This window comes from Pseudomonas sp. S2_B07 (assembly GCF_054668435.1).
Genome location: NZ_CP162769.1, coordinates 1,781,448 through 1,794,411, shown reverse-complemented (window position 1 = coordinate 1,794,411; position 12,964 = coordinate 1,781,448). Strand labels below are relative to the sequence as shown.

The window sequence follows — 12,964 nt, the reverse complement described above, 5'->3', positions numbered from 1 at the left end:
GTAGGAGTGAGCCTGCTCGCGATGGCGATTTTACGCTCAGCAGAGATGTTGACTGATCTACCGCTATCGCGAGCAGGCTCACGCCTACAAGGTTTCGAGTATTTCGCCCTTACATCACAAGGACCTGCATGTCGTTCATCCACGCCAACCTGATCCACATCCTCGCCGCGCTCTGGTTTGTCATCTGCTGGGGCGGTTACACCCGGTACGCCTCATGGAAGGGTCGCGACACCGCGTGCCTGGCCAGCGTGTTGCACCTGTACCGCGAAGACTGGATGCGCCGCATGCTGCTACGCGACAACCGCATCGCTGACGCCAGTGTGATCGGCAACCTGGAGCGCAACGCCTCGTTTTTCGCTTCCAGCACCTTGATCATCCTGGCTGGCATCCTCACCGTGCTCGGGGCGTCCGAAAGGGCGGTGTCGTTGCTGGCGGACATTCCGATGGTGCAACAGGCGTCCCAAGGGATGTCGGAGATCAAATTGCTGTGCCTGGCGCTGGTGTTTGTCTACGCGTTCTTCACGTTCAGCTGGTGCATGCGCCAGTACAACTTCGCGGCGATTCTGGTGGGCTCCGCGCCGATGGTGGGTGAGCGCCACGTGTCCGAACAGGAACGCAAAGCCTTTGCGGCTCGTGCGGCTCGGGTCATCTCGATGGCGGCCAACCAGTTCAACTTCGGCCTGCGTTCCTATTATTTCGGCATGACCATGTTGGCCTGGTTTGTCAGCCCGTGGCTGTTCATGCTGATGAGTGCCGGCGTCGTGCTGGTGTTGTATCGCCGGGAGTTTCATTCCGACGTTCTCGACGTGATGGTCTATACCCCTACAGAGGCACCCTTGCCCGAGGCGAACAGAGAGGCCGTTTGATGAGTATTCCGTTCTGGTGTGTGTTTATCAGCGCATTGCTGATTTACGTGGCCCGCATACCGGTGGCCAAGGCGATGAAAGAGCAGGGCGGTTACAACAACCACGCCCCGCGCGAGCAACAGGCGCACCTCACGGGCTTCGGCGCCCGTGCCGTGGCCGCGCATCAGAACTGTTTCGAGGCCTTTATATTGTTTGCGGTGGGGGTGTTGATGGCGCACACCACGCAAACGGCGGGGTGGCTGATCGACCTGCTGGCGATCATCTTTGTGATCACGCGCGTTATTTACTTACTGTGTTACTGGGGCGATTTGCCCTGGCAGCGCAGTCTCGTCTGGGTTGTCGGTTTCGTCTGTTCATTGTTGTTGATGATTAGTCCGACTTTTAGAACCGTTTTACTCTAACGGCGCAAATCACAGGCAAAAGAAAACCCGCACTTGGCGGGTTTTCTTTATCACGCTAAAAACTGATTTAGTTTTTAGGTGCTTCTTTTACGGCGGCTTCGTTCGATTCAGCCTGAGCTTTGGCAGCTTCGGCGTTTTCTTTCGCAGCGTCGTTCACTTTATCCTGAGCTTTGCTCATGTCTTGCTGAGCTTGCTCAGCATGTTTAGTCGCATCTTGAGCTTTGTCCTCGGATTTTTTATCGCAGGCAGCGAGACCGAGGGAAGCGGTCAACATCAAGGCAATAGCTAAAGTCTTACGCATGGGGTGTTTCTCCTTATGGATATAACTACTGGCCTTTCGAGCACAGCCCACAGCGTTAAGTTCCTCAATTCGTTCAGATATATAGTTTTGTGATGCGATGGAACTTTTGCCCGCAGACGAGCTACTTTGATCGAGCACTAAGAAGAGTTTTTTGAAATGGCCGAAAACCCCGTTTTTGAGCGTGCGACGCGATTCATATCGGCGTTGCGTCATTGTCAGGTCCTCGGACTGCGAGTTCACAGCGCCAGTAATGACGGACTAACGGTCATCTTGCCCTACAGCCCGCAAATCGTCGGCGACCCGCAAACCGGCGTCATTCATGGCGGTGCGCTGACATCGCTGATGGATACCGCGTGCGGCATGTCGACCCTGTGCGTGCTGCCCGAATTCGAGGTTTGCCCGACCCTTGATTTGCGCATCGATTACATGCACGCCGCCGAGCCACATAAGGACGTCTATGGCTTCGCCCAATGCTATCGAGTGACCACTGACGTGATTTTCGCCCGTGGTTTTGCCTATCAGGACGATCCCGAGCACCCCATCGCCCACGTCGTCGGCACGTTCATGCGCATGGGCAAAGCCATCAAAGGCACCAAAGGCTTTGGCGGCGTCATCGCCGGAGGTGCGCAATGACCTATTCCTTCAAGGAACAACTGCAACAGGCCCACGAGAAGGGCGACTACGCCTCGCTGTTGCACCTGATTCCCTATGCCAAACTGATCGGCGTCGAATGTTCGCGGGTGGGGGATGATCTGCTGTTTCGCCTGCCAGCCAACAAGGACAACATTGGTAACCCTTTACTGCCGGCGATTCATGGCGGTGTGATCGCCGGGTTCATGGAACTCTCGGCGGCGCTGCACCTGCTGATTTTCACCGGTTCACCGGGCGTGCCGAAAATCATCGACTTCTCCCTCGACTACCTGCGCGCCGGGCAGTTTCGCGATACCTGGGCCAAATGTCAGGTGTGCCGCCAGGGGCGCCGGGTCGCCAACGTGGCCGTTACCGCCTGGCAAAGCACCGAAGCCGAGCCCATTGCGACGGCTCGCGCCCATTTCAAAATCGAAGAGCCCTTGAAATCCTGAACACAGCCCCCAACTTTGATGACATCCCGCCGCCGACCCTCAAGGTCGCGGCTTAGCCATCTGATTGGAGTTTGATGACCATGAGTGTGGAAACTCAAAAGGAAACCCTGGGCTTCCAGACCGAGGTGAAGCAATTGCTGCACCTCATGATCCATTCGCTGTATTCCAACAAGGAAATTTTCCTTCGCGAATTGATCTCGAACGCCTCTGACGCTGTCGACAAATTACGTTTCGAAGCCCTGTCCAAGCCTGAGCTGCTGGAAGGCGGCGCCGAACTGAAAATCCGTGTGAGCTTCGACAAGGACGCCAAAACCGTCACCCTCGAAGACAACGGCATTGGCATGAACCGTGAAGAAGCGATCACCCACCTGGGTACCATCGCCAAATCCGGCACTGCCGATTTCATGAAACACCTGTCTGGCGATCAGAAGAAAGATTCGCACCTGATCGGTCAGTTCGGTGTGGGTTTTTATTCTGCATTCATCGTCGCCGACAAAGTCGACGTGTTCAGCCGTCGTGCCGGTGATTCGGCCAGCGAGGGCGTGCACTGGTCGTCCAAGGGCGAAGGCGATTTCGAAGTCGCCACTGTCGAGAAAGCCGAGCGCGGCACTCGCATCGTCCTGCACCTGAAGTCCGGTGAAGACGAATTCGCTGATGGCTGGCGTCTGCGCAACATCATCAAGAAGTACTCCGACCACATTGCCCTGCCGATCGAGTTGCCAAAAGAAGTGGCCGCTGCCGAAGGTGAAGAGCAGCCTGCCGCCGAATGGGAAACCGTCAACCGCGCCAGTGCCCTGTGGACCCGTCCTCGCACCGAAGTGAAGGACGAGGAATACCAGGAGTTCTACAAGCACGTTGCTCACGATTTCGAGAACCCGCTGAGCTGGAGCCACAACAAGGTCGAAGGCAAGCTTGAATACAGCTCGCTGCTGTACGTGCCGGCCCGTGCTCCGTTCGACCTGTACCAGCGTGAAGCGCCGAAAGGCCTGAAGCTGTACGTGCAGCGCGTGTTCGTGATGGACCAGGCCGAGTCGTTCCTGCCGCTGTACCTGCGCTTCATCAAAGGCGTGGTCGATTCCAACGACCTGTCGCTGAACGTGTCGCGCGAAATCCTGCAGAAAGACCCGATCATCGATTCGATGAAGTCGGCGCTGACCAAGCGCGTTCTGGACATGCTGGAAAAACTGGCGAAGAACGAGCCTGAGCAATACAAGAGCTTCTGGAAGAACTTCGGTCAGGTCATGAAAGAAGGCCCGGCAGAAGACTTCGCCAACAAAGAGAAGATCGCTGGCCTGCTGCGTTTCGCATCGACCAACGGCGATGAAGGCGAGCAAGTGGTTGGCCTGGCCGAATACCTGGCTCGCGCCAAGGAAGGTCAGGACAAGATCTACTACCTGACCGGCGAAACCTACGCGCAAGTCAAAAACAGCCCGCACCTGGAAGTCTTCCGCAAGAAAGGCATCGAAGTGCTGCTGCTGACCGATCGTATCGACGAGTGGCTGATGAGCTACCTCAACGATTTCGACGGCAAGAGCTTTGTCGACGTGGCACGGGGTGACCTGGACCTGGGCAATCTGGACTCGGAAGAGGACAAGAAAGCTGCGGAAGAAGTCGCCAAGTCCAAAGAAGGTCTGGTTGAACGTCTGAAAACCGCACTGGGCGACTCGGTGGCTGAAGTACGGGTTTCCCACCGTCTGACCGATTCTCCGGCGATCCTGGCGATCGGCGAGCAGGACCTGGGCCTGCAAATGCGTCAGATCCTGGAAGCCAGTGGCCAGAAGGTTCCGGAGTCGAAGCCGATCTTCGAGTTCAACCCGGCTCACCCGCTGATCGAGAAGCTCGACAACGAGCAGAGCGAAGAGCGTTTCGGCGACCTGTCGCACATTCTCTTCGATCAGGCGGCACTGGCTGCCGGTGACAGCTTGAAGGACCCGGCCGCGTATGTGCGCCGTCTGAATAAGCTGTTGGTTGAACTGTCGGTTTAACTGCGTTGTAAAAAAAACCCGCTTCGGCGGGTTTTTTTCATTCTGGTGTTTTTAAGCAGGAGTGAATCATGAGCCTGCGCACTGGACCTGGCCCGCACGGGTGCGCCGTTGAAAGCGGCAGTGTCGTTCCACGGCACGCTGGATTCACCTGATCCGGCGGACGCCAAAAACATCAAGGGCTCGGTGTTGGTACTGCACGGTGCTTCGCGAGCAGGCGGTGTAAGGTTCACCGAAGAGGCTACGGCAATTCGATCCGCTCACTTTCCCCCGGCACCGTCGGCCAATCCCCGGCCGCCCAGCGCCGCCGCGCCTCATCGATAACCGCCGGATCACTCGCGACAAAATTCCAGTTGATCCGCCGTGGCCCGTCCAGTGGCGCGCCGCCAAACAACACGGCGTGACAGTCGCTCTCGGCAAACAGCGTCATCTCTTCCCCCGCTGGCAACACCACCAGCGCATTCGGTTCCAGCGCCTCGCCATCCAGCTGCGCTTCACCGCTCAAGACATACAACGCGCGTTCTTCATGCTCGGTGGGAATCAGCAGCGTGGTCGCCGTCTGCAGGTTCAATTCCGCGTACAACGTAGGAGAAAGCACCGGCACCGGCGATTCCAGGCAAAAGCCTGACCCGGCAATCATGCGGATCTTCACGCCAAGGTTATCGCTGACCGGCAAGGTGCTCGCCGGATGATGGCTGTAGTGCCCCGGACCCTGTTCATGTTCCTTGGGCGAGGCCAGCCAGATCTGCAAGCCGTGCATCGTAAAGCCACTGCCTTTCAACGCTTCAGGTGTGCGCTCGACATGGGCAATCGCGCTGCCGGCGGTCATCCAGCTGACATCGCCGGCATTGACCACCTGATCGGAACCGAGGCTGTCCTTGTGTTGGATTTGCCCTTCAAACAGATAGGTGAGGGTCGACAGGCCGATGTGCGGATGCTGACGGATGTTCATGCCTTTGCCCGCCGGATAGCGGGTTTGCAGCATGTGGTCGAAGAACACAAAAGGCCCGACACTGCGGCATTTGGCAGACGGCAACGGGCGAAGAATCGGCTGGCCTTCGACATCTTCGGCGCGGGGGCGGATCACGAGCGGAGTGTTCATGCTGCATTCCAGGCTGAGCGGGTGATGCGTGGAGCATAACCCGCTTGCGCAGCCCTTGCCGCTATTGGCTGAATGCACCTTCGGACAGGTGGGTTTCGATGCTGACGTCGGTGGTGGTCATCAGTTTGTGGACCGGGCAGCGGTCGGCTACGCGGTGCAATTCATCGCGCTGCGCATCGGTGAGCACACCCTTGAGGGTCAATTTGACGTGCAGGGCGTATTTGCCTTTCAGCTCTTCGCTGTTGTCGCGTTTGACCTCGACGGTGACACCGGTCAGCGGGATGTCCTTTTTCTTCGCATACAGCTTCAGGGTCAAGGCTTTGCATGCGCCCAGGGCCGCATCGAAATAATCGTGGGGCTCTGGCGCCGAGCCCTCGCCGCCGGATGCGGTCGGCACATCGGCAAACAGTTCGTGGTCATCGATTTGAACGCTGTGGCGAAAACCTTCGGCGGAAACGGTATTGACGGTAACGGTCATGGAAAGCCTCCCAGGCTGGAAAAGTCGTTCGATCAAAAATGACCTTGAAGTTATAGAGCATTCCTCTGCGGTCGCGTTCCACTTTCTTGCGGGCTGATCCTCGTTCGCTGAAGGGGAACCGGATTACCGGCCGGCCGTGCGCGGTTGCGAATGAGGCAATCGCGGCCTATGGTCCAAGCGAGGTATTGCCTGCGACTGTCACACAATGACGCGCCGCAGGTTGGTGTCCATCCAGTGCGAAAACCATAGCAAGGTGAAGACATGCCAAACGACTCCCGCCCCGCCGTACTCGAACTGATTTGCAACACGCCGCTGGTGCGCGTCAGCCGCTTCGATACCGGCCCGTGCACGCTGTTTCTCAAACTTGAATCACAAAACCCCGGCGGTTCGATCAAGGACCGCATCGGCCTGGCGATGATCGACGCCGCCGAGCGCGACGGTCGCCTGCAACCCGGCGGCACCATCGTCGAGGCCACGGCTGGCAACACCGGCCTGGGCCTGGCGTTGGTCGGCCGGGCCAAGGGCTATCGCGTCGTGTTGGTGGTGCCCGACAAGATGTCCACCGAAAAAGTCCTGCACCTCAAGGCGATGGGCGCCGAGGTGCATATCACCCGCTCCGATGTCGGCAAGGGCCATCCCGAGTACTACCAGGATGTCGCCGCGCGGCTGGCCAAGGAAATTCCCGACGCGTTCTTTGCCGATCAATTCAACAACCCGGCCAACCCGCTGGCCCACGAATGCAGCACCGCACCGGAGATCTGGGCGCAAACCCAGCATGATGTCGATGCCATCGTCGTCGGCGTCGGTTCGGCCGGGACGCTGACGGGCTTGACCCGGTTTTTCAAACGCGTGCAGCCGAACCTGGACATGGTCCTGGCCGACCCGGTTGGCTCGGTGATGGCCGAATACAGCCGCAGCGGCACCCTCGGAACGCCCGGTTCGTGGGCAGTGGAAGGCATTGGCGAAGACTTCATTCCCTCGATTGCCGACCTGTCCAGCGTGCGCCACGCGTATTCGATCAGCGACGAAGAAAGCTTCGATCATGCCCGCCAACTGCTGCGCGCCGAGGGCATTCTCGGCGGTTCGTCGACCGGCACCTTGCTGGCGGCGGCGCTGCGCTATTGCCGCGAGCAAACCGAGCCGAAACGGGTTGTGAGTTTTGTCTGCGACACCGGCACCCGCTACCTGTCGAAGGTGTACAACGACCAGTGGATGAACGATCAGGGTCTGCTGCAATACAAACGCTACGGCGATCTTCGCGACCTGATCTCGCGCCGTTTCGAGGATGGCCGGGTGATCAGCGTCGGCCCGGACGACACGTTACTGACCGCTTTCCAGCGCATGCGTCTGGCGGACGTGTCGCAACTGCCGGTGCTGGTGGACGGCCAGCGGTTGGTCGGGGTGATCGACGAGTCCGACATTCTGCTGCGGGTGCATCAGGACGCCTCGCACTTTCGCTTGACGGTGGCCAGCGCGATGACCGACAAACTGCAAACCCTGCCGGCCGCTGCCAGCCTGGCTGAGCTGCAGGCGGAGCTTGATCGTGGGCTGGTGGCGATCATTGCCGATGCCTCGGGCTTCCATGGCCTGATTACCCGCGTCGACCTACTTAATCATCTACGGAGATCTCTGGCATGAGTCACGATAAAGATGCTGCGCCCCATGGCTTCGCCACTCGCGTGATCCATGCCGGGCAGGCGCCGGACCCGTCCACCGGCGCGTTGATGCCGCCGATTTACGCCAACTCCACCTATTTGCAGCAAAGCCCGGGCGTGCACAAAGGCCTCGACTACGGTCGCTCGCACAACCCGACGCGCTTTGCGCTGGAGCGTTGCGTGGCGGATCTTGAAGGCGGCACCCAGGCGTTTGCGTTTGCGTCCGGGCTGGCGGCGATTTCCACGGTGCTCGAACTGCTCGATGCCGATTCGCATATCGTCTCGGGCAATGATTTGTATGGCGGCACATTTCGCCTGTTCGACAAGGTGCGTCGGCGCAGCGCCGGGCACCGCTTCAGCTTTGTCGACCTGACGGACCTTTCGGCCTTCGAAGCGGCGCTGCAGGACGATACGCGCATGGTCTGCGTCGAGACGCCGAGCAATCCGTTGTTGCGCCTCACGGACCTTGCCGCCATCGCGCGCATTTGCCGCCAGCGCGGCATCATCTGCGTGGCCGACAACACCTTCGCCAGCCCGTGGATCCAGCGTCCGCTGGAACTGGGCTTCGATGTCGTGGTGCACTCGACCACCAAGTATTTGAACGGACACTCCGACGTCATCGGCGGCATCGCGGTGGTTGGGCAGAACGCCGAGTTGGCCGAACGCCTGGGCTTTCTGCAAAACGCGGTGGGCGCGATTGCCGGGCCGTTTGACGCGTTCCTCACCCTGCGTGGTGTGAAGACCCTGGCATTGCGCATGGAGCGTCATTGCAGCAACGCATTGGCGCTGGCGCAATGGCTGGAACAGCAGTCGCAGGTCGCGCGGGTCTACTACCCGGGGTTGTCGTCACATCCGCAGCACGAGTTGGCGCGGCAGCAGATGCGCGGTTTCGGCGGGATGATCTCACTCGATCTGAACACTGATCTGGTGGGTGCCAAGCGCTTTCTGGAAGGTGTGCAGATCTTTGCGCTGGCAGAAAGTCTGGGCGGGGTGGAAAGCCTGATTGAGCACCCGGCGATCATGACCCACGCCACGATTCCCGTCGATACCCGTGCGGAGCTCGGCATCGGTGATGCGCTAGTGCGGTTGTCCGTGGGGGTTGAGGACGTCGAAGACTTGCGCGCCGATCTGGCGCAGGCACTGGCGCGGATCTGACGGTTCAGCAGGCAAAAAAAATCCGGAACCCTTAGTGGATTCCGGATTTTCATTTCGATCGCGGATCAGCTGCCTTTGACAGACTTACCGTTGACCGTACCGTCGAGGAGCATGATGTTGTACTCCTTGCCGTCGGTCTCAACCTGTTGCAGGCGGACCAGCAGGTAATCCCAGTCCTTGGCGAACCACAGGACGGTGATGCGCTTGCTTTGTGTCGGGTCGCGCACGCGCTCGACCTTGATCGCATCGATCTGACCGGCCTTGGTGTCGACTTTTTCCGAACCCAGTACGCGGAAGTCATAGGTATCGACTTCACCACCGTCGACAACCTGATAGCTCATGCTTTTTTTGCCAGCGGCAACGTCGTGTTGCAGGGCCAGTTGATACGTGGACTTGTCGACCATGCCACGGTTCAGCGGCACTTTGACCGGGTCACCGCGATCGGTGCCAGTGACCATTTTGGTGGTCCAGTCGAAATCCAGATCAGCCTTTTTCGCTTTACCCAGGCCGCCACGTTCAAAGTGATAGGACTGAGGCAGCAGGGTGTCCTTGTCCAGGGTCAGGGTGCTTTCTTCAGTCAGGCTGGCAATCATCATCGATGCCTTGAAACTGAGTTTCCAGACGCCGTTGGCTTCCTTGGTCAGGCTGCGTTCAGCCGTGCCGCTCATGGGCAGCTGTTTCCAGTCGGCGGTGTAGCTGGCGGAGAAAGGTTGAAGTTCCGAAGCCTGTGCCAGAGGCAAGGCAAACAGAGCGCAAGCGAAGAGCAGGGCGCGACGCATAATATCTCCTAGTTTCGAATCAAGTGGCCGCTGGCCGCGAGTAACTTCCCATCCAGTAAAGCACCTTGTTCGCCGAGTGATAAACGACCTTCGGCAAACCAGCGTACAGCCAACGGGTAGATCAGGTGTTCCTGGGCATGGACTCGCTGCGCCAGACTCTGCGGCGAATCGTGCAACTCTACCGGTATTACTGCCTGTACGACCAGTGGTCCGCCATCGAGTTCCTCGGTGACAAAGTGCACGGAGCAGCCATGCTCGGTGTCACCGGCCTCCAGCGCGCGCTGATGAGTGTGTAACCCTTTGTATTTGGGTAGCAGCGACGGGTGGATATTGAGCAGGCGACCGGCGTAATGGCGCACGAAATCAGCGCTGAGAATGCGCATGAAACCGGCCAGTACCACGAGTTTGGGATTGAAGGCGTCGATCAGTTCGATCAGCGCAGCATCAAAGGCCTCGCGGCCTTCGAAAGCCTTGTGATCCAGGGAGCGGGTGTCGATACCCGCGTCCCTGGCGCGTTGCAGGCCGTAGGCGTCGGCACGGTTGGAAATCACCGCAGCAATGCGGACCGGGCTGTCGCCGGTCCGCGTGCTGTCGATCAAGGCCTGCAAGTTACTGCCGGTGCCGGACAACAGCACCACGACATCACAGGTCTTTGACATCAGTGAGCCTTGAGGTTCTTCAGTTCAACCTGGGCCGCGCCTTCGGCAGCGGTGGCGATCTGACCGATGACCCAAGGCTGCTCGCCCGCTTCACGCAATACATTCAGCGCGGTTTCAACGTGCTCTTGAGCCACGCAGATAACCATGCCGACACCGCAGTTCAGCACGCGGTGCATTTCGTTTTCGTCGACGTTGCCTTTCTCTTGCAGCCAGTCGAACACGGCAGGGCGGTTCCAGCTTGCCACGTCAACCACGGCTTGGGCGCCTTTTGGCAGAACGCGCGGGATGTTGTCCAGCAGGCCACCACCGGTGATGTGAGCCATGGCCTTGACCGCGCCGGTGTCCTTGATCAGCTTGAGCAGCGGCTTCACGTAGATACGGGTCGGGGCCATCAGCAGGTCGGTCAGCGGTTTGCCGTCGAGCTGGATGTTTTCGATGTCGGCACCCGACACTTCGATGATCTTGCGGATCAGCGAGTAGCCGTTGGAGTGCGGGCCGGAAGACGGCAGGGCGAGCAGGGCATCGCCGGCAGCGACTTTCGAACCGTCGATGATTTCGGATTTTTCCACGACGCCAACGCAGAAGCCGGCCAGGTCGTAGTCTTCGCCTTCGTACATGCCAGGCATTTCAGCGGTTTCGCCGCCGACCAGGGAGCAGCCGGACAGTTCGCAGCCCGCGCCGATGCCGGTCACGACCTGGGTCGCGGTTTCGACGTTGAGCTTGCCGGTGGCGTAGTAGTCGAGGAAGAACAGCGGCTCGGCGCCGCAGACCACCAGGTCGTTCACGCACATGGCCACCAGGTCGATGCCGATGCTGTCGTGCTTGTTCAGGTTCAGGGCCAGGCGCAGCTTGGTGCCCACGCCGTCGGTGCCGGAAACCAGCACAGGCTGCTTGTAGCCAGCCGGGATTTCGCAGAGGGCGCCGAAACCGCCCAGGCCGCCCATGACTTCCGGGCGCGCAGTGCGCTTGGCGACGCTCTTGATGCGTTCGACCAATGCTTCACCGGCGTCGATGTCTACACCGGCGTCCTTGTAGCTCAGGGAGGGTTGCTTGCTCATGATCCAGGCCTTTAGGGGGGATTCAGGGGTAACGACCGAGTCCAGCGGGGACGCCGAATTCGACGGGGGCGATTGCCTCACGCGAAATTCGAGCCGCCCGGCTGTTGCCGGTCTGCGAAGGCGCGCGATTTTATCAGGCTTGAGGGGCAGCGGCCATCCTCACGCCGACGGCAGGGGCATATCCCATTAAAAAAATTGATATTGGCCGTGTTAGTGGCCTCTCGCATGGCTGTATAAGGTATCCCGATTAACCGTCTATCGTTATGACAGTGCGAAAACTTATCGCGGCCGTGTGAATGTTTTGCGCAGGGATGTGGTCACAGCCCTGTTCGATCGTCTTCATGCGGTCTGTTCCAGCCGCTCTTGTCGTCAGGAATCTTCCATGCGTTTTCTTTCTAAATTTTTGTGTCTGAGCTGTTTTTCCCTTTTCAGCCTCGCGAGCCATGCCGAGAACGTGAAAGGTCTTTATCAGGTGCGCGAGCCTGTCACCAGTCAGTCGACCGAGGAGCGTGATCAAGCGACCCAGCGGGCACTGGACACGCTGGTGCTGCGCCTGACCGGCGATCCGAAGGCCGCGCAGAGCCCGGGGTTGGCGGCCTTGCGCAAAGATCCTCAGCAGATCATCAGTCAGTACGGCTTTGATGCCGGGCCGCCGGAAGTGTTGAAAGTCGATTTCGACCCGGCCACCACCGAGCAGGCGCTGCGTCGGGCGGGGTTGTCGTTGTGGGGCGTGAATCGGCCGTCGATCCTTGGCTGGTGGTTGAACGACTCCACCGAAGGTTCGAGCCTGGTGGGTGATGGTCAGGCCAGCGCTGCGCCATTGCGTCGTGCGGCGCAGCATCGTGGTTTGCCGTTGCGCTTGCCGCTGGCGGATTTGAGCGAGCAATTGGTGGCGACCGCGCCGACGCTTGAAGGCACGGATGCGACGCCGCTGCACAATGCCTCGGAGCGTTACAACGCTGACGCCTTGCTCGCGGTGCATGCCAAGGAAGAGGGCGGGCAGTGGCAGGCGAAGTGGAATTTGTGGCTGGGCGACAAGAAGGAAGCAGGCAGCGTGCAAGGCGCCGATCAGGCCGCTGTGGCCGATGCTGTGATGCTGGCGGTCAGCGAGCGACTGGCGCCGCGGTTCGTCGTCAAGGCCGGGGCTTCGGGCGAGCAATTGCTGGAAGTGCAGGGCATGAACCTGGAGCGCTACGCGGCGCTGGGGCGCTTGCTCGACCCATTTGGCGCGCGTCTGCAAAGTGTTGACGGTGATCGCATCCTTTATCGGGTGAACGGCAGCGCCGAGCAACTGCGCTCGCAGTTGTCTCTGGCCAAGTTGCAGGAAGTGCCGGCCGGTGAGGCGCCTGCGCCCGTCGCCCCGGTTCAGCCAGCGGCGCAAGGTTCGGCGCCTGTCGTAGCGCCGGCCGTGGCACCGACGCCGCAGTTGCGATTCCGCTGGTAGGG

The 12,964-nt window shown here is 59.7% G+C and carries 14 protein-coding genes and 1 pseudogene; 9 read left to right on the top strand and 6 right to left on the bottom strand.

From position 1 onward, the window contains the following. The first annotated feature begins 128 nt into the window (after nucleotides 1–128). Both AB4N43_RS08345 and AB4N43_RS08340 read left to right on the top strand, forming a co-directional pair. Nucleotides 129–866, top strand: a complete 738-nt coding sequence (locus AB4N43_RS08345) for a DUF599 domain-containing protein (RefSeq protein ID WP_027922420.1) — start codon at nucleotides 129–131, stop codon at nucleotides 864–866. Further along, complete coding sequence (locus tag AB4N43_RS08340; protein WP_027922421.1) at nucleotides 866–1,267, top strand: MAPEG family protein; 402 nt, start codon at nucleotides 866–868, stop codon at nucleotides 1,265–1,267. The genes AB4N43_RS08345 and AB4N43_RS08340 overlap by 1 nt, the downstream gene beginning before the upstream one ends. Nucleotides 1,268–1,334: 67 nt before the next feature. Here AB4N43_RS08340 and AB4N43_RS08335 read toward each other — a convergent pair whose 3' ends face one another. Next, complete coding sequence (locus AB4N43_RS08335; RefSeq protein WP_027922422.1) at nucleotides 1,335–1,568, bottom strand: hypothetical protein; 234 nt, start codon at nucleotides 1,566–1,568, stop codon at nucleotides 1,335–1,337. Nucleotides 1,569–1,724: 156 nt separating this feature from the next. Here AB4N43_RS08335 and AB4N43_RS08330 point away from each other — a divergent pair, with 156 nt between their 5' ends. From AB4N43_RS08330 to AB4N43_RS08315, 4 genes and pseudogenes are all read left to right on the top strand, one after another. Next, the gene (locus AB4N43_RS08330) at nucleotides 1,725–2,201 is read left to right on the top strand and encodes a PaaI family thioesterase (RefSeq protein ID WP_410921305.1); all 477 of its coding nucleotides are present in this window, start codon (nucleotides 1,725–1,727) and stop codon (nucleotides 2,199–2,201) included. Beyond that, entirely contained in the window at nucleotides 2,198–2,650 is a 453-nt protein-coding gene (locus tag AB4N43_RS08325; RefSeq protein ID WP_027922424.1) for a PaaI family thioesterase, read from the top strand. The genes AB4N43_RS08330 and AB4N43_RS08325 overlap by 4 nt, the downstream gene beginning before the upstream one ends. Before the next feature lie 80 nt (nucleotides 2,651–2,730). Continuing rightward, nucleotides 2,731–4,635: a molecular chaperone HtpG gene (htpG, locus tag AB4N43_RS08320; protein ID WP_460153751.1), complete on the top strand. Its 1,905-nt coding sequence runs from the start codon at nucleotides 2,731–2,733 to the stop codon at nucleotides 4,633–4,635. Between the two features lie 75 nt (nucleotides 4,636–4,710). After that, a pseudogene (locus AB4N43_RS08315) lies at nucleotides 4,711–4,842 on the top strand (dienelactone hydrolase family protein); the annotation flags it as partial. 31 nt (nucleotides 4,843–4,873) lie between these two features. Here AB4N43_RS08315 and AB4N43_RS08310 read toward each other — a convergent pair. Beyond that, on the bottom strand, nucleotides 4,874–5,734 hold the full coding sequence (locus tag AB4N43_RS08310; protein WP_027922426.1) for a pirin family protein: 861 nt from the start codon (nucleotides 5,732–5,734) through the stop codon (nucleotides 4,874–4,876). Between the two features lie 61 nt (nucleotides 5,735–5,795). Continuing rightward, nucleotides 5,796–6,212: an OsmC family protein gene (locus AB4N43_RS08305; RefSeq protein ID WP_059181362.1), complete on the bottom strand. Its 417-nt coding sequence runs from the start codon at nucleotides 6,210–6,212 to the stop codon at nucleotides 5,796–5,798. 261 nt (nucleotides 6,213–6,473) lie between these two features. Here AB4N43_RS08305 and AB4N43_RS08300 point away from each other — a divergent pair, with 261 nt between their 5' ends. Beyond that, on the top strand, nucleotides 6,474–7,850 hold the full coding sequence (locus AB4N43_RS08300) for a pyridoxal-phosphate dependent enzyme (protein WP_460153748.1): 1,377 nt from the start codon (nucleotides 6,474–6,476) through the stop codon (nucleotides 7,848–7,850). Then, the gene (locus tag AB4N43_RS08295) at nucleotides 7,847–9,022 is read left to right on the top strand and encodes a trans-sulfuration enzyme family protein (RefSeq protein WP_460153746.1); all 1,176 of its coding nucleotides are present in this window, start codon (nucleotides 7,847–7,849) and stop codon (nucleotides 9,020–9,022) included. The genes AB4N43_RS08300 and AB4N43_RS08295 overlap by 4 nt, the downstream gene beginning before the upstream one ends. A 65-nt stretch (nucleotides 9,023–9,087) precedes the next feature. On the opposite strand, the gene AB4N43_RS08290 is transcribed toward AB4N43_RS08295, so the two are convergent. From AB4N43_RS08290 to purM, 3 genes are read right to left on the bottom strand one after another with little or no spacing between them, the layout of a single operon-like run. Continuing rightward, nucleotides 9,088–9,801, bottom strand: a complete 714-nt coding sequence (locus AB4N43_RS08290; RefSeq protein ID WP_027922430.1) for a DUF3108 domain-containing protein — start codon at nucleotides 9,799–9,801, stop codon at nucleotides 9,088–9,090. An 8-nt stretch (nucleotides 9,802–9,809) separates the two neighbouring features. Further along, complete coding sequence (gene purN, locus AB4N43_RS08285) at nucleotides 9,810–10,460, bottom strand: phosphoribosylglycinamide formyltransferase (protein ID WP_027922431.1); 651 nt, start codon at nucleotides 10,458–10,460, stop codon at nucleotides 9,810–9,812. After that, complete coding sequence (purM, locus tag AB4N43_RS08280; protein ID WP_027922432.1) at nucleotides 10,460–11,518, bottom strand: phosphoribosylformylglycinamidine cyclo-ligase; 1,059 nt, start codon at nucleotides 11,516–11,518, stop codon at nucleotides 10,460–10,462. Before purM ends, purN begins: the two co-directional genes overlap by 1 nt. A gap of 382 nt (nucleotides 11,519–11,900) precedes the next feature. On the opposite strand from purM, the gene AB4N43_RS08275 reads away from it, so the two are divergent. Then, nucleotides 11,901–12,962: a DUF2066 domain-containing protein gene (locus tag AB4N43_RS08275; protein WP_027922433.1), complete on the top strand. Its 1,062-nt coding sequence runs from the start codon at nucleotides 11,901–11,903 to the stop codon at nucleotides 12,960–12,962. The last annotated feature ends 2 nt before the right edge of the window (nucleotides 12,963–12,964 follow it).